The 17113-nt window shown below is 40.4% G+C and carries 10 protein-coding genes and 3 pseudogenes; 4 read left to right on the plus strand and 9 right to left on the minus strand.

Annotated elements, in window-relative coordinates:
- Nucleotides 1–73: 73 nt before the first annotated feature.
- Nucleotides 74–745, minus strand: coding sequence for an ABC transporter ATP-binding protein (locus IPK31_03145; protein MBK8087026.1), 672 nt, complete (start codon nt 743–745; stop codon nt 74–76).
- Between the two features lie 157 nt (nt 746–902).
- On the opposite strand from IPK31_03145, the gene IPK31_03150 reads away from it, so the two are divergent.
- Entirely contained in the window at nt 903–1124 is a 222-nt protein-coding gene (locus IPK31_03150; protein MBK8087027.1) for a DUF2795 domain-containing protein, read from the plus strand.
- A 68-nt stretch (nt 1125–1192) separates the two neighbouring features.
- Here IPK31_03150 and IPK31_03155 read toward each other — a convergent pair whose 3' ends face one another.
- From IPK31_03155 to IPK31_03165, 3 genes and pseudogenes are all read right to left on the minus strand, one after another.
- Nucleotides 1193–1582 carry a VOC family protein gene (locus tag IPK31_03155; protein MBK8087028.1) on the minus strand — a complete coding sequence of 130 codons (390 nt, stop codon included), beginning with the start codon at nt 1580–1582 and terminating at the stop codon, nt 1193–1195.
- On the minus strand, nt 1579–1848 hold the full coding sequence (locus tag IPK31_03160) for a hypothetical protein (GenBank protein ID MBK8087029.1): 270 nt from the start codon (nt 1846–1848) through the stop codon (nt 1579–1581). Before IPK31_03160 ends, IPK31_03155 begins: the two co-directional genes overlap by 4 nt.
- 84 nt (nt 1849–1932) lie before the next feature.
- Nucleotides 1933–2748, minus strand: a pseudogene (locus tag IPK31_03165) (SDR family oxidoreductase).
- Nucleotides 2749–2897: 149 nt separating this feature from the next.
- Here IPK31_03165 and galK point away from each other — a divergent pair.
- Nucleotides 2898–4055 carry a galactokinase gene (gene galK / locus IPK31_03170; protein ID MBK8087030.1) on the plus strand — a complete coding sequence of 386 codons (1158 nt, stop codon included), beginning with the start codon at nt 2898–2900 and terminating at the stop codon, nt 4053–4055.
- 34 nt (nt 4056–4089) lie between these two features.
- Here the strand turns inward: galK and sprA (IPK31_03175) are convergent, their stop codons facing one another.
- The 3 genes from sprA (IPK31_03175) to ruvA are packed head-to-tail and all read right to left on the minus strand — an operon-like array spanning nt 4090 to nt 12004.
- Complete coding sequence (sprA, locus tag IPK31_03175; GenBank protein ID MBK8087031.1) at nt 4090–9378, minus strand: cell surface protein SprA; 5289 nt, start codon at nt 9376–9378, stop codon at nt 4090–4092.
- Nucleotides 9320–11380 carry a cell surface protein SprA gene (sprA, locus tag IPK31_03180; GenBank protein ID MBK8087032.1) on the minus strand — a complete coding sequence of 687 codons (2061 nt, stop codon included), beginning with the start codon at nt 11378–11380 and terminating at the stop codon, nt 9320–9322. Before sprA (IPK31_03180) ends, sprA (IPK31_03175) begins: the two co-directional genes overlap by 59 nt.
- Nucleotides 11381–11419: 39 nt before the next feature.
- On the minus strand, nt 11420–12004 hold the full coding sequence (ruvA, locus tag IPK31_03185) for a Holliday junction branch migration protein RuvA (GenBank protein MBK8087033.1): 585 nt from the start codon (nt 12002–12004) through the stop codon (nt 11420–11422).
- Nucleotides 12005–12194: 190 nt separating this feature from the next.
- Between ruvA and IPK31_03190 the strand changes: the two are divergent.
- Nucleotides 12195–13195, plus strand: a pseudogene (locus IPK31_03190) (ketoacyl-ACP synthase III).
- Nucleotides 13196–13271: 76 nt separating this feature from the next.
- Here the strand turns inward: IPK31_03190 and IPK31_03195 are convergent.
- Together IPK31_03195 and IPK31_03200 are read right to left on the minus strand one after the other, a co-directional pair.
- On the minus strand, nt 13272–15257 hold the full coding sequence (locus IPK31_03195) for a hypothetical protein (GenBank protein ID MBK8087034.1): 1986 nt from the start codon (nt 15255–15257) through the stop codon (nt 13272–13274).
- A gap of 69 nt (nt 15258–15326) precedes the next feature.
- Nucleotides 15327–15821 (minus strand): DinB family protein, encoded by a 495-nt coding sequence (locus IPK31_03200; protein ID MBK8087035.1) that lies wholly within the window; start codon nt 15819–15821, stop codon nt 15327–15329.
- Nucleotides 15822–15960: 139 nt separating this feature from the next.
- On the opposite strand from IPK31_03200, the pseudogene IPK31_03205 reads away from it, so the two are divergent.
- Nucleotides 15961–17088 (plus strand): annotated as a pseudogene (locus tag IPK31_03205) (aminotransferase class I/II-fold pyridoxal phosphate-dependent enzyme).
- Nucleotides 17089–17113: the final 25 nt, after the last annotated feature.

Below are 17113 nucleotides of genomic sequence, written 5' to 3' on the forward strand. Positions count from 1 at the left end.
AGGGGTACAAATGCACAGTTTTATTTTCTGTTGCAGTTAAATTGTTTAAACTAAAATTACTTTGAGTATTGCCTTACTCCCCTTTAGGGGTTGGGGGTAAAATTCTTCCATCCTTCATATGCACCGTTCTGTCACACTGAGCAGCTAACTCTTCATTATGTGTTACAATCAAAAATGTTTGATTAAACTGTTTGCGCAGATCAAAGAATAACTGATGTAATTCCCTTGCATGTGTACTGTCGAGATTACCTGTTGGCTCATCGGCCATGATGATATCAGGATTATTGATCAACGCTCTTGCAACAGCAACACGCTGCTGTTCACCACCTGAAAGTTCAGATGGTTTATTCTCCATACGGTTTTCTAACCCCAATAATTTCAACAATTCTTTTGCCCTGTCTTCCACCTCTTTTTTCTTTCTGCTTCCTAACCAGCCGGGAATGCAAACATTCTCCAATGCAGTAAATTCAGGCAGTAAATGATGAAACTGGAATACAAAACCGATATGCCTGTTACGGAAGCTGGCAAGCTGACTTCCCCGCAAATTGTTTACCTGTGTATTATTCAGCCAAACTTCACCTGCATCTGGTTCATCGAGTGTTCCAAGAATATGCAGTAAAGTGCTTTTGCCGGCACCGCTGCTGCCAACCAAACTGACGATTTCACCCCTGGCTATCTGCAAATCCACTCCCTTCAGCACTTCCAGGCTGCCGTATCGTTTGCTGATCTGTTTACAAGTAAGCATTTTTTTTGTTCTCCGTTTTACAAACCTAAGATATTGAAACGTAGCTGAAAGCAAGTGAATAAAATTCCCTTCCCCCTGTTATTAACACTCTTAACAAAGCAGATTTGGTTATTTCCGCAGGAAAGTTACTTTTGCGCAAATTAAAGGGAAATACCTTATGTTCTGGACACTCGAATTAGCCTCATATCTTGAAGACGCTCCCTGGCCTGCAACCAAGGATGAATTGATTGATTATTCTATCCGCAGTGGTGCTCCCATTGAAGTGGTGGAGAATCTCCAGGAGCTCGAAGATGAAGGTGAACTTTATGAAAGTATTGATGATATCTGGCCGGATTATCCGAGCCAGGAAGATTTCTTCTTTAATGAAGATGAATATTAACACAGCCACCCGCTGTTGCAACATGCAAAAAATTATAAACCCCGAACAATGATTCGGGGTTTAATTTTTTATACCGTTAATTCAATCCTGTTTTTCTCCGGATCAAGTATTATACTTTCGTAATAACCATCACCGATATATCTCGGACCATCCAATACTTCAAATCCATCCTGTAAAAATTGTGCAGTCAGTGTATCTACTTTTTCTTTACTGCCCAATGCAATAGCAAAGTGAATCAATCCTGTAAACTGATCATACACATTATCTTTCGTTTCAGGAACAGCAGGCATCTGCATCAGCTCTAAACGTGGGCCTCCTGCAAATGATAAAAAATAAGATTGAAATTGTTTGGAGCTGTTGATATATTTATCATTCGCTGTTGCCTGGAAGTATCTGCAATAAAAATCTTTCATTGCCTCCAGGTCTTTTACCCAAACAGCTAAATGTTCAATCTTCATTCCTGTTTCTTAAAGCTCAGTTTGAAATAAAGCAGTACGAGCGACAATAAAAAGATGAAGCCATTGCATAACACAACCGGCAGCAGCAATGGGCTATTGAAGATGCCGTAAATCAACGACACAACTGTACTGGTGGTTACAATTAAGATTGTGTAAGTACTTAAATCACCTACACTTCTGCTCTGCCAGGCTTTGTACACCTGCGGAATAAATGTAATGCTGCTGAGAAAAGAACCTAACAGTCCTACGGCTTCTACCCAATTCATAGCACAGATTTAGTTTGTAATTGAAAGATTGAATAAAGGTCACCTTATACATCGTACTTCATACATCGTACTTCATACATCAACTTATTTCTCCATTTGCTCAATCACATCCATTGTTACACCGGTAAAGCTGAAACCGCCATCGTGGAAGAGATTCTGCATGGTTACCATTCTGGTAAGATCGCTGAACATTACTGCAACATAGTTGGCACAGTCTTCTGAACTGGCATTTCCTAAAGGGCTCATCTTTTCAGCATAGCTGATAAACCCATCAAATCCTTTTACTCCGCTTCCGGCAGTTGTTCTTGTTGGTGATTGAGAAATGGTATTGACCCTTACTTTCTTTTTTACCGCATAATGATAGCCGAAGCTGCGGGTAATACTTTAAAGCAATGCCTTTGCATCTGCCATTTCGTTATAATCGGGGAATACACGTTGTGCTGCGATATAGGTTAACGCTACCACACTGCCCCACTCGTTCATTGCATCCAGATCCCAAGCAGTGCGTAATACACGGTGCAGGCTGATAGCAGAAATATCATTGGTTTTCTGGTTCCACTCATAGTTCATTTCTGTGTAATGCTTTCCTTTCCGCACATTAATCCCCATCCCGATAGAATGAAGCACAAAATCAATCTTGCCGCCGAAGTGGGCCATAGATTGTTCAAAAAGATCCTTCAATTCATCCATATTGGTAACATCAGCACCAATTACGGGCGCATTTCCACAGGCTTCTGCCAGTTTATTGATTTCACCCATACGTAAAGCCACCGGGGCATTGGATAATACAATCTGTGCACCTTCTTCATAACACTTTAAAGCAGTTTTCCAGGCAATTGATTTCTCGTCTAATGCACCGAAGATGATCCCTTTTTTCCCTTTCAATAACTGATGACTCATATCGTTGATTTTGCCCAAATGTAAGGAAGATGGCTGAAATGAAACAACAGCAGCATACAACATGCATTCGTTTGCGTATTTAGCCTCTGTAACCCATACTTTGAACGAAGAACTTCAATACTTTTGCAGCCTACTAAAATCCCCACTCAGTGAACAAGCAATCGACAGAACAGATCAAAGCGGCCTTTACACAGAGATTTTCAACTGAACCCTTCCTGTATTTTTCTCCGGGCCGTATTAATATCATTGGCGAACATATTGATTATAATGACGGATTTGTGATGCCTGCCGCCATTGATAAAGGAGTTTATTATGCAGTAGCCCCCAATAACAGCAATACACTCAATTTCTACAGCGTTGATTTTAATGAATCACTGAGTATTGACATAGCTGATATCAAAGCCCGGACTAACTGGGAAAATTATGTACTGAGTGTAGTGAATCAATTTATCAAAGCAGGAAAAACAATCGGCGGGTTTGATTGTGTACTGGGTGGAGATATTCCAAGAGGATCAGGCATGTCTTCTTCTGCTGCAGTGGAAGGGGGAATGGCATTTGCTCTCAATGAAATTTTCGAGTGCGGTTTCAACAGAAAGGAACTTGCTTTACTCAACCAACGTGCCGAACATGATTACCCCAATGTAAAATGCGGCATCATGGATCAGTTTGCCAACATGAATGGGAAGAAAGATTCGGTGATCCTGCTTGATTGCAGATCAATTGAACATCAATATTTCCCATTAGTACTTGATGGATATTCTCTTGTTCTCATTAATACAAAAGTGCATCACTCACTGGCATCATCGGCTTACAATAAAAGAAGAAGCCAGTGCGAAGAAGGTTTGATGCTGATGCGTGCCAATAGTCCGGTAAAATCATTTCGTGATGTTTCCAAATGGGAAAACCTGCTTGGTTATAAAGAAACAATGGGTGAAGAAGTATATAACCGCTGTTTATATGTGGTGCAGGAAATCGACCGTACTCAACAGGCTGCAAAACTGTTGCAGCAGCACGATCTGAAAGGATTGGGCAAACTGATGTTTGCAACACACGAAGGATTAAGTAAACTGTATGAGGTTAGTTGTAAAGAACTTGATTTCTTAGTTGAACAGGCAAAGAAAAACAGTTCAGTAATTGGTTCCAGATTAATGGGTGGTGGCTTTGGAGGCTGTACTATTAACATTGTTGCCAATGATGCAGTTGAATCTTTCATCAACGAAACACTTGTTGCTTATAAAGCTCAATTCGGCATTGATGGTGAAGCGTATGTTGTGCAGACGGATGATGGGGTGAGAAGAATTGGTTGATGTACTTCAACTTTGGCAAAGTTTGCCGCAAGTACTACTGCGCCAAACTGATATTCACCTGCAATCCTGCTCTTGTATTTACAACAGGTGGTGGTGTAGCAATATAACCTACTACCCTGTTCTGTTCAAAGAACAAACGCAAACGGATCCTGTTGTTGAGTACATAATCAACCGATGGGCTGATGGTTAATACTTTTTGTCCGCCGGTAGGAATGGTATTCCGCTGATCTAAAATATTATTGGAAGTAGCGTTATCACGGTAAGTTAAATCAAAACGGAAACTCAGATCATTCTCCAGTGTTTTGGAATCCTTCTTCATAAATGGAATCTTAAACGGCATCTTTAATCCACGTTTGCGCCAGCCTGCACCTACTGTAATATCAATGCTGCGTACTTCACTCACCTGGAAATCAATCAAACTTAAACTGATGGTTCTGCTTCTGCCATAATCTACTTTAAAGTTGAGCTGATTGGTTAACTGCACATCAATACCAATCAATGGTGCAAAACGTTCGCTGATGGTAATGTTGGGAACAAGGAAGTAAGGCACAAAATTATTCGATACTGTATCAATGAACGAAGGAAAGCCCAATCCCATCTGATCAGCATACAATAAAGCTGAAGTAAAATTATTCATACTCAGGCTGCTGTTGTAACCATGAGTAATAGTAAAGTTGGTAAAGATTTTTTCCAGCCCCGGTATTCTTGACAATCCACTATAGGTTAACCGCCAGTTTGGTTTTGGTATATACTTTTTAAACGGATTATCACTGACACGTTTATTACTTTCATCAATTAATCCCACTTTTTCAGGGTCTTGATTCGTGTACGCAGCAATGAATACAGGAATCAGCACATCCTGTGAATATTTGCCATAACCTTTATAATAATCACCATACACCTGGTTGAGTACGTATGGATTTGCTTCTCCCAAACGTTTCGACAATATTTTTCTATTCTCTTCAAACTGCAGGAATGATTGACCCGGTGTTGTTGCAGAATATTTTCTGAACATGGTTTGATAAGAGATAAATGTTATTTCAAAACCACCATTCGCCATCGGGCTCAGGTGCCCGAACTTGCCACTACCAACTGTATCCTTAAACAGCTGTGAATGATTTTTACTGAAAGAACGGCTCAGGTTCAAATCAATGGTAAAGTCACGGATAGGTTCAACAGTAGCTTCCAGTTTCAACTCCTGCCGATAGCTCTGAGTAAAGAGGAAATTGAAGTTGGTATCGTTTGTGATCCATCCATTCTTAGCTGCATTATCAAGCCATTCATCAGTTGGTTGCCGCCCGAATACATAACCCATACTTGGTGCACGGGTTCGCCAGTTTTGCACAACATATTTCGGACTGTCAACATAACCAGGTATTCTTGAGTTGTACGTTTCGTTATAATTGATGTTGATGTTCTTGATTGATGTCAGTAATCTTCCGACAACTTTTGCAACAGCACTTGGTTCATACTGAATGCCTTTATCTTTTTTCGCTTCAAGCCTGTTTAACCTGCGGAAAAGTTTGGCAATATATTTTTTGCTTTTACCAACCGTATCTTTTGGATTGAATTTTATATTGGGTGATGCCAAAGCAGGCTGTTTATTCGGATCAGCCTGTGTTTCCAATGACCGCAGGAATCTTGACTTCTGGTACAACCTTGAAAAATCGAGCTGACCTGTAAATACTTTTGCCTGTGAATTTTCAATGGTATTACCGAGGTTCACTGCGAGTCTTGATGCACCAATCCAGTTATACGTTGTTGAATAATTAAATCTTGCTGTAGTCCAGTCAAGCGCAGGAATTTTTGCCAATGGCAAATTATAGGAAGCATTGGCTGATTGACGGTAGATAACATTCCTTCCGCCTTTTAAGAAATTACGGCGGATAGAATCTTTCTTCTCTTTTGTATTCAAACGTCCGGTTGGTTCATCAACCCTCGCATTATTGGTTGCACTAAAATCAATGTTGATGGAACGTGTTAAATCCCAGCGCATGTTATACACACGATCAAATACAAAATACTTATCATAGGTTTCAGGAATCTTAAACGGACTTGGTGCTACGCCGGGTATGGTTACCTCTCTTGCACGTGCTGCACCAAACTGCCTGTTCACATCAGCCCTGAAACTTAATAAGCTCGGACGATAATTAATGTTGAAGTCTTTAATGATATTCCACCACGGGCTGCGGTACTTGATCAGTTTTTTAAACGGCTCAAAATATTTTGGCTGAGGCGCATACGCATATCCCACTCCACCATAATGTTTTTCAATAACATCACTTTCAATTAACGGATTCCGTTTTTCTGTTTTTGTGTAAGAATAACTTACGTCGAAGTTTGAGATATCATAAATTTTTGCCGGCTTGCCATTGGTTTTATTCTTCCGCATGTTAGTGACATTTACAGAAGTAATGGCTGCAAAATCCTGCGAAATATTTTTAACCGAATCTTTATTGTTAGAGCTTTTTATTTTGTCTTTCAGTTTCACATCCTGGTCGTATGGATCATACTCAGGGTTCATTGTTGTTTGAGAATAGCTTGCATAAAAAGGAATATCAATGCCTGCTTTCTTTGGTAACAGTTTACCTAACTGCAGACTGGCAGCTACATCAAACTGGTAGAAGTATTCACGGCTGCGTTCATTTACTCTCTGTTCAATGGTGCCAAACCCTGCTGTGCGTGCAGAACCTGAAACAGAAATAGTTCCAAGATCAGCTATCTGAATATCTAATCTTCCTGTTCCTGCCCATCCTCCTTTTTCATCAAGGCCGCTTAAACGTAATTCATTAATCCACACTTCTGCACAAACACTTTGTGTAGCATCGTTCTTATTATTTTCAACACCAACTAAAAATCCTTTTACTTCACCAAGATTTGGATTACCCATTACACTCCATCGCACACCATTACCCCTGTCTTCAGAAAAAACAGTTGCAACCGAACCGCTGCGGCGTAATTTAAATCGTACCAGTTCCTGCAGATCAACATCAAACTGGTTTGCTCCCGGCCACTGAGCACTTGTTGTATCATCTACACCCGGTCTTGGATAATAACCCCACTTGGTTGCCTTCAACGGCATACGTACTTCATAGTAGTTATTAATGAAATCAGTACCAAAACGAATCACGGCAAGAATTTCACCATCTTTTAAAATGTCAACTTTACCGCTTGACTCTGCATGCATAAACATCCGTACACGTTTGTACTGACGCAGATCAAGATTGGTTGATTTGAATACTGCACGGCTGTCACCATCCTGCAAATCGCAAAGCTGCATACTCAGTGAAGCTTCGTTCTGCAATAAATTAATACCATTATTACTCAGCTGCGATACACGTTCAATACCCTGTGGTGTAACATAATTTACAGGAGTACGTTTATCATTTTCTTCCAGGTTCACTGCTGTAACATTGAAGCCTGTGGTTGCAAGATTTTGTAATGGCTTGTATTGTCCTGTTGTATCAAGTGCATACTGATACGAACGCCACATATTACGAACCAGTTCCAGTTTACCAAAGCGTACAACAAGACTGTCTTCAAATCCTGTCATGAACATACGCATGAAACGGATTGATTTGAAATCGGGGATATTTCCCACTTTCTGTTCGTATTGTTTAATCGGTATGCGGAAGAGATACCAGGTTTCTTTTCTTGAATTACCATCAGCCAGTTTCACATCCACTTCTCTTTTATCAGCAATATAATTCTGCCCCACCTGCATTAATGGATCAGCTTTTGGTCTTAACTCAAGGTGATACTGGAAATATTCTTCCACTTCATTCAATGTGTTATCCCTGTTGAGATCTTCATTATCAGGATATAAAGTAGAAGCCGATGTATAAGCAACATTGTTGCTTGCTACAGGACTATTGCCCTGCGGATTATTGAATTTTTTATAGCGTTGTAAGATGCCGGTATTATCGCCCTGGCCTTCCCTGAAATGCTGATAGTTATCACTGCTTGGATCATTGAATAAAGATTGATAAGCAGCACCCGTACCAACAATGTTCCTGATATCAGTAAGGAACGGTGAATACATTCTCTGTTCTGATGTATCTGTTCTTCCATCGAAACCAACATCCTGCTGTGAACGTTCTTCAACAATATTACTGAAGGCCTGTGCAATCTGAATTGGATTGCGTGGCACTCTTGCCCAGTTACTGCTGTCTTCTCTTGCAGGTGTTTGTATAGTGCTTAATCCGTTTTCATAAAAACGGCGGCCGTCTTTTAAAATATCTTCAGAAATATTTCCAAGGTTGAAATACATCTGTCCGCCGGTACTTGTTGAATTTAAAATGAACGGATCCTGCACCCACATTTCAATGAACTCAATATTGTTTGTTTCAAAATCAATTTGATCGATAGCACGCATAATACCGCCCCACCTGTTCTTTGGATTTAGTAAGCGTCCGTTTGATGGATTAACACTTCCGTTCCTTGCATCAAAATTATAAGGTCCTCTTTCTGTTGGATAGAAAGACATATCAAAAGTGATCAATTGATTTTGTCCGAGATCAGGAGTTGCCTGCGGAAATACTTCCTGTCGGCTTACAAAACGAACACGTGGATCGGATAATTCTGTTAAGTTATTTCCCAATGGATTGTTTGGATCACGACGTTGCTGCAATACCGGTTCAATATTATACCAGGCTGTTTTTGCTCGGTTGTATCCGTATTGCAAATCATTACTCAAACCTGCTTCCGGAAATAATTCAACCCCAAAACGATCTCTTGACTGGTAAGGAGTTGAAGCCAGTGTCCATGCAATGAACGGAAAACGAAGATCAATACCATTACGTGTTCCTTCAAAATCATCAATGTATACTAAACCTCCGCCATTCTTTTCCGGACGGATTTGCTTGGCAGTGCTGGGAATAATTTTTGCTCCTTCACCATAAAAATTAATGTTAGACGCCTGTCGTGTTGAGTAAAAAGGTAATGCATCCACCCATTTGGTTAATCGTTTCCAGTCGCTGTTATAATTCACATCAGCACCAATCATGGTATTTCGGATCGGATCATCACCATAATTCATTTTAGTAAAAAAGGGGCGTTCGCCCAAACGCATCACTGCTCCGCCAATCGTTAATTGTTTTGTCTGACGTTCAATGGCACGATATTCCAAACGCAGGGCCATGAAGTTGCGGTTCTGCATTCCGAATGTGGCATTGTTTTCAAACCCAACATTAATGGGCACGCCGGAATTGATAATTGCCTGGTTGATAATTTTTACTGTTCCTAAATTATAATCAACTGTGTAATCAACATTCTCTCTTAATATTTGTCCGCCTGCTGTTACTGAAACAGAACCCTGCGGCACATTGAATGCACCCTAACGGAATATCGCCACCACCACCTGCACTGCGTGATGCACCTTTAAATACAAAACGGTTTAACTGGGGTGATTGCTGTGCCAGCCATTTAATTGAATCGTATAATGGATAGAATAAATATTTCTGACGGAGAGCAATTGAATCAGCACCACGAAAAATATAATTCAAATCTTTACCAAATGGTTCAAGTAAAGGAAAAATCACACGGCTCATTTGTGAATTGACTGTATAACCTTCTACAAAATCAAACACACCATCGGGCTGCGGATCGTTCTGATTATTTAAACGGTCAAGATTTACCAGTTCAATAATTGGTCTTCCTTTTTCTTCCCCTTCAGGAATATATCTTTTTTCACCACCACCCGGTTCCTGGTAAAGAATGTTGAGTTTAAAATCTTTGCGTTCCAACTGACCAAAGCCAACTGAATAAACGTTCTTCATCATCAGATCCCAAATGGGCAGCAAAGGACGTTGCGATGTTGCTTTCAGCATTTTCAAGAACAGTACTTTCTGTGTACCACTGTTGTTTACTGCTGTATCAGGTGTTACATCATTGGAGAATTCACCTACTGTAAAAATTTTACCATTAACACTGTACTGAAATGCCACACCCAATACTTCATCGGGTTGTAACACTGTATTCAATGAAATAAAACCAATCTGCGGATTGAAATAATATTCTTCGGGTTTTAATTTGCGTGCAAATGTGCGTTCAAAATCCTGCACTGCTGTTAAACCAAAACTGGTGAGGCGGTTAGTTACTAATGATGCATCTCTTGTTGCCGGGTCATTAATGATCCGCTGATATAAATCATTGGCACTGTTCTGCGGCAGATCAGAACCGGTTAAAGGATTTACATTGGGATTATTTGGCTGATATTCACCCAAATCCATCAAGGCAACAATATTTCTGTTTTCTGTAGTTGATCCCGTTCTGTTGGTAACCCATACTTCCATGCGGAGAATTTGTACGGGTGTAATAACAGAAGGAATATTCTTCATGTTCTTGTTATAGTTATTCTTAAAGTACTGGGCTAACAGGAAGTGACGGTTTTCTTCATACTCATCTGCCTTTACAACAAACTGCTGCAAGCCTGATCCGCCAGCCATCTGCACCTGCTGCTTATTGGAATTTTGATTGGCTAATACAGTAGTGATATATAATTTGCCAAACTGTAATTCTGTTTTCAAACCAAACAATGCAGAAGCGCCGGGCATTAATGATCCCTTTGCAGGAAAGGAAATATTACCGGCTTCAATCCGTTTGATGATGGCATCGGTATTACCGCTGTAATCAAGCTTCAGCTGATTTTCAAACTGGAAATTCGCCAGCGTATTGTACGTAACGGGGAAATTGAGTTTATCACCAATCTTGGCATTCAAACCAAAATTGGCATTCATATCAAAATCAAATCCTCCATTTTTTCTGGCACGTTCCGGAAGAGTTGGGTTTTTAATATTCTGTCCGAGATAACCGGCAGTTAAGGTTACATCACCCTGTGGTTTTATTTCAACTTTTGGAATACCGGTGTTACTGAATAGGCGGTTAAAGAAACTTGGCCGCACCTGCAACTTGGGATCAAGAATTTTTCTGTTGAGGTTAAGTGTTGTATTTAATCTGCGTTGAAAATAATCCCGTTCATCCTGGCGGGTTTTGTAAGCCACCATTTCATCGAAGGTGAGATAGGTTGGTTTGCGGTACCAGCTTCGCCCTATTTTTTCATAGATATAATATCGTTTGGTTGCAGGATCATATGCAATGGAATCTGTGATATTCGATGGACGCTGCAGATCAAACGTATTGCGGTTGGGATAATTAAACGCATCTCCCCTGCGGTCGGTAAGCGGAAAACGCAAACTGGTATCAATTGACGGAACAGTATCTTTTGAAGATGGATTCAATGCAGGTACACCTCCGTAGCTCAACATGGATATGCATGTAAGCACAAGTGTTAACAGGGCGGTACTACCATGTATGGTACGTTGCATCAGCGTCAATTCTCTAAGCGAGTGGCTTTTGTTACAGGTTTACAAACATTTCAATGCAGCTTTAATCAGCTCCTGCACCTGGTCAAACGCCGTATTCGTTTGACGGGCTTTTTTAATAGCCGATTCGGCCGCATTCCTTGCAATACCTAAAGCAGTCATAGCAGTTAACGCATCCTGCTCTAAAGTATTGTGAGTCAGTGTAGAAATATTCCCATCTGCTGTAGTTTTCGAAATTTTATCACGCAGCTCCAGCACAATTCGTTGGGCGGTCTTTTTTCCTTTTCCTTTCACACTTTCCAGCAGGCCTTCATTGCCCGACAAAATTGCCCTCACAACTTCTTCTGACTGAAGAGAAGAAAGCATCATTCTGGCAGTTGAAGCTCCTACTCCGCTAACGCTGAGCAGTTGCAGAAAAACTTCTTTTTCAACCTTTTCGAAGAATCCGTACAGAATATGGGCATCCTCCCTCACCAGTAAATGAGTAAACAATGTTCCTTCCTGCAAATGCTGAATTTTCCCGTAAGTATTGAGACTAACCTGCACTTCATAGCCAACGCCGTGAACGTCAACATGAACTACTGTTGGAGTTTTGAGTGTAAAGGTTCCTTTGAGATACGCAAACATGTGGCGAAAATAGACTTTTTTTCAGCAGACGAAACAGGTGGCTGACAGGTAGTTCCGGGTCTTTAGCCCAAAGAGTTTCTCATTTTGAAAATATCAACTGTAATTATCTAACTTCAATGACTAACAACTGCTTTTCCTGCTTTTCTTATCTTCGTGCGCAATTTTAAAAAGCTCGATCAAAAATAAATACATGAGTCATAAAATAACCGCTGCTATTACGGCTGTTGCCGGATGGGTACCTGAAGACAAACTTACCAATTTCGACCTGGAGAAAATGGTTGACACCAACGATGAGTGGATCCGCACCAGGACCGGTATTTCTGAAAGAAGAATATTAAAAGGTGAAGGACTTGCCACATCAGATATGGTTGCTCCGGCAGTTCTTGATCTCTGCAAAAAGCGTGGAATTGATCCCACCGAAATAGACTGCTTAATTGTGGGAACAGTTACACCAGATATGGTGTTCCCTTCAACTGCAAATATTGTGTGCGATAAAATTGGTGCAACCAACGCATGGGGATTTGATTTAAGTGCTGCCTGCAGTGGTTTTCTTTTTTCTTTAAGTACCGGCGCTTCTTTTATTGAGAGTGGCCGTTACAAAAAGTTGTTGTAGTTGGTGCCGATAAAATGAGTGCCATTATAGATTATACTGATCGTAATACATGTGTTATTTTTGGAGATGGCGCAGCTGCCGTTTTACTTGAGCCCAACGAAGAAGGATATGGTGTACTCGACAGCATTTTACGTACCGATGGTGCGGGCAGAAATTTCTTACACATGAAAGCAGGTGGAAGTTTAAAACCTGCAAGTATGGAAACCGTTGCCAACCGTGAGCATTTTGCTTACCAGGAAGGACAGCAGGTATTCAAGTTTGCAGTAAAAGGAATGGCTGATGTTAGTGCAGAATTATTAGAACGAAACAATTTAACAGGTGATGATATTGCCTGGCTGGTTCCGCATCAGGCGAATCTCCGCATTATTGATGCAACGGCCAACCGTATGGGTTTACCCAAAGAAAAAGTGATGATCAATATTGAAAAATACGGAAACACCACTGCTGCAACTATTCCTCTCTGCTTGTGGGAATGGGAAAGTCAATTAAACAAAGGTGACAATATTGTGCTTGCTGCATTCGGCGGCGGATTTACATGGGGAGCTACCTGGATTAAATGGGCGTATGATGCAAAATAATTTATTCTTTCAAAGAAGATAAAGTTTATTGAAGCGGTTGTGAATGCAACCGCTTTTTTATTTCATCTAAATAAAATTAGAATTCCAGTTTCCATACCTGCCTTTGATAAACATCTCCAGTAACAGTTGTTCCGGCAACGTAAATATTTCCATTAACAGAAATAATAACCGGAGTTGCTATAGATTGATCCAAAACTCCGATTGACCAGACATTTGTAAGTGGATCATAGATGTCGAACTTGTTTTTTGTTTTGCCATTCGATACAAAAAAAAAGACTTTGCCATTCAACAAACCGGAACTAAATGAGGAAAATGAATTCGGTTGAAACAAACAGGAAAAAGATGTGTTTGACGAAATTGGGTCATACATTTCAACTTCATTTGATGCATTTCCTGAAACTACTCCACCAGCCCAAATCATACTTCTTGCGAGCAATCCAGACATACCATACTTAGGTTTACTTAGTTGAGAAATGGACCAAGAATCGGTTGCAGGATCATAAATATCAATTCGTGAAGTCGGAGTTAATGTTGATTTATTTGTAACACCCCCGGCAAAATATAATATACCCTTTACATTGTTTGCTGTAATTAGATAGCGTGGTTGCCCGAAGTTAGTTGTTGTCCATCTTTTGCTTCCGGCATCATATATATCAGCAAAACTACCCCCAACTATTACCAGCTTATTACCGGAAGCTAACGAAGACAATAGACCATCTGCATGAGGCATTTCCATTGTTGACCATGAGTTTGCTGTTGCATCGTAAATATCAATTCGTGATGTTAAACCAACACTACCCGAAGGAAGAATACCAGTGCCCCCCGCAAAAAAAACTTTATTCCCCATTGTAGCAACTGTCATCCCTGATCTTGCCTGACTCAAGCTTGCAGTACTCCAAGAGTTTGTTGTTACATCATAAATATCAACAGTAGCTGAAAAGTTTGGCCCCGGCCCGGTTGGAACAGGAATTCCACCGGCAAAAAGAATTTTATTTCCAACTGCAGCAACTACGCTTACTTTTCTTGGATCATTCAACGTTCCTGTTGGTATAAGTCGTGCATTTACCAATGGTCTGTTACTGTACACCGTATTCACAACAATTGTATCATCATCAGACGCACCTTCATTATCGGTAACCCGTAATCTAAATCCATACGAACCCGGCACAAGCCCGGTAACTGTTGTAACAGCTGAAGCTGGATTAGTTATAAAAGCTGAAGAACTCTCTGCAAATGCTAACGACCATTGATAAGAAACAATCGTTCCATCCTGATCTCTTGACAGATTACCATCTAATGTAATTGAAGAAGGATCCATACTGCAGGTCTGCAGATTATAAGTTACTGTTATATCCTTACCTGGATCTGATACAGGCGATTTATTCGGAGAAATGTTTACTGTTACCTGTATTGTATCGGTCGAAAATAATCCGGCAGCATCTGTAACGGTTAATTCAAACTGGTAAACGCCTTCTGTAAGATTCGATGCCTGTGTTTGGATTCCAACAGGGTCTGCAAAAACAGAAGAAGCCGGACCTGCAATTTTCCTCCATGCATATCCAATTATATTACTGTCGGGATCTGTTGATCCACTACCATCAAGTAACACATTGTTTGCAGGCAATGTAATCACCTGATCTGAACCGGTCTTTGCAACCGGAGGCCGGTTCAATTCAGCAGCAGTATTTATAAAAACATTTATGGTATCTCTTGCAGACAGACCTTCATTATCTGTCACCTTCAATTCAAAACTATATTTTCCTGACTTCAGGTTTTTTATAAGTGTTACAGCAGCAACTGAATCTTTTATTATAAAAGACGGCGGACCTGCAATTTTCGTCCATAGATATTCTGCTATTCTTCCGTCGGGATCAGAGGAGGAACTTCCTTCTAATAAAACACTATCCACAGGTAAAGCGATTGCTTTGTCGGGACCTGTTTTAGCTATTGGCGGCTTATTCCCCTCCCTGCAGTTTTCGCAGGAGTATTCCTGCTTGCACGAAAACAGCGCAACTAAAGTCAAAACAATAAAAATGGTTGTGAAAACTATCCGCCCCTTCATTGCCTAAACATACAATATTATGAAGACGGAAACAAGTGTACTATAAACGACCGCATTACTGTTATCATGTTACTTAAGACTTCGCATATAATGTATAAAATCGGTTTGAGGTATTTCAGTAACTCCCAACTCCCGCATCATTGTTACCAGTTGCCCACGGTGATAAGTTCCATGATTAAATAAATGCTGAACTACCTGCCATATTGCCGAACGAAAAGGCTGGCCTTTGATATTCTTATAGTCAAACTCCCGTTTCAACTCTTCTTCTGTACATTGCTCAGCCCATTGTTTCCAATCGGTTGACTGCTGCAACAATCCATTGATCGCTTCTTTCATGGTTGGATTAAACTGCCTGCTGGGGATCATGATCAGGGTATGTCCTTCCATTCGCTGCCACCACGCACTCTCTGCATACCACATATGCAGAAAAGTTGCATATAAGTTGGGGAAGCTGCTTTTTACAATCTGCTGATGCAGCTGTTCATCCATTTCAAGAATAGCTTCAGTGATAGCTTTGTTGGCCCACAAATTATAAGCAGCGTAATGCGATAACAATTCTTTCATGCAAAATCATTTGCTGAAAATTACAGAAAATTGGTTTTCATTAATAACTATTTTCTGAATGGCAGCAGGAAATGACAGGCAGGAACAGGAGCAACTTTAAGAATGCTTACATTTATCTTTCCAAGACCAAACTTCAACTATGGAATTTTCAACCAGAATTATTCACGAAGACAATGTAAAAGATAAAAGTGGCGCAGTAATGTCACCGATAGTATTATCCACCACTTTTGAAAGAGGAGATGATGGCATCAGTTATCCCGGTGGATATTTTTATTCCCGCTATGATAATCCCAACCGGAATTCACTGGAGCATAAACTGGCCAAAATGGAAGCGGGAACTTCCTGCGTAAGTTTTTCATCAGGTCTTGCAGCAGCAACAGCAGTGTTTCAAAGTTTAAAAAGCGGCGATCATATTATTATCCCTGATGATACTTATTTTTCTATCCGCACAATCCTTGATACTTTGTTCGGCAATTTTGGGTTGACTTATACTCCTGTTGATATGGATGATCTTGCCGCTTTGAAAGCGGCTATTCAATCAAACACCAAACTTATCTGGATGGAGTCACCTTCCAACCCATTAATTAAAGTCACCGATATTGCAGCCGTTGTTGCAATAGCAAAAGCACACAACTGTTTTACCGTTGCTGATAACACATGGGCCACTCCTTTTTATACAAAACCAATTGAACTGGGAGTTGATATTGTTCTTCATTCTACCACAAAATATTTTGGCGGCCACAGCGATCTGTTAGGTGGAGCGTTAATTGTTAAAGAAGACAATGAACGTTTTGAATTTGTAAAAGCTTACCAGAGATTGGGCGGTGCTGTTCCATCACCTTATGATTGCTGGTTACTATGCAGAAGCCTTACAACTTTTGCTGCGAGAATGCCAATTCATTCAGACAATGCAATGAAACTGGCGCTATATCTGGAAAGCAATCCAAAGATAGAAAGAGTGTTATACCCGGGATTGCCATCACACCCGCAACATGAAATTGCAGCAAGACAAATGAAAGGCGGTTTTGGAGGCATGTTATCCATTCTTGTAAAAGGTGAAAGAGATTCAGCATTGAAATTGGCTAATTCTCTAAAGTTATTTACTCATGCCACCAGTTTAGGTGGTGTTGAAAGTTTGATCGAACACCGCAAATCAATTGAAGGTGCATGATCAGCCACACCGGATAACCTATTGAGAATTTCTGTTGGCATTGAAGATGTAAAAGATTTGGTTGAAGATTTTCAACAGACTTTAGCTGCTATCTGACGAACATCATATTTCTAAACTTGAA

Source organism: Chitinophagaceae bacterium (genome assembly GCA_016713085.1).
Lineage (GTDB): Bacteria > Bacteroidota > Bacteroidia > Chitinophagales > Chitinophagaceae > Lacibacter.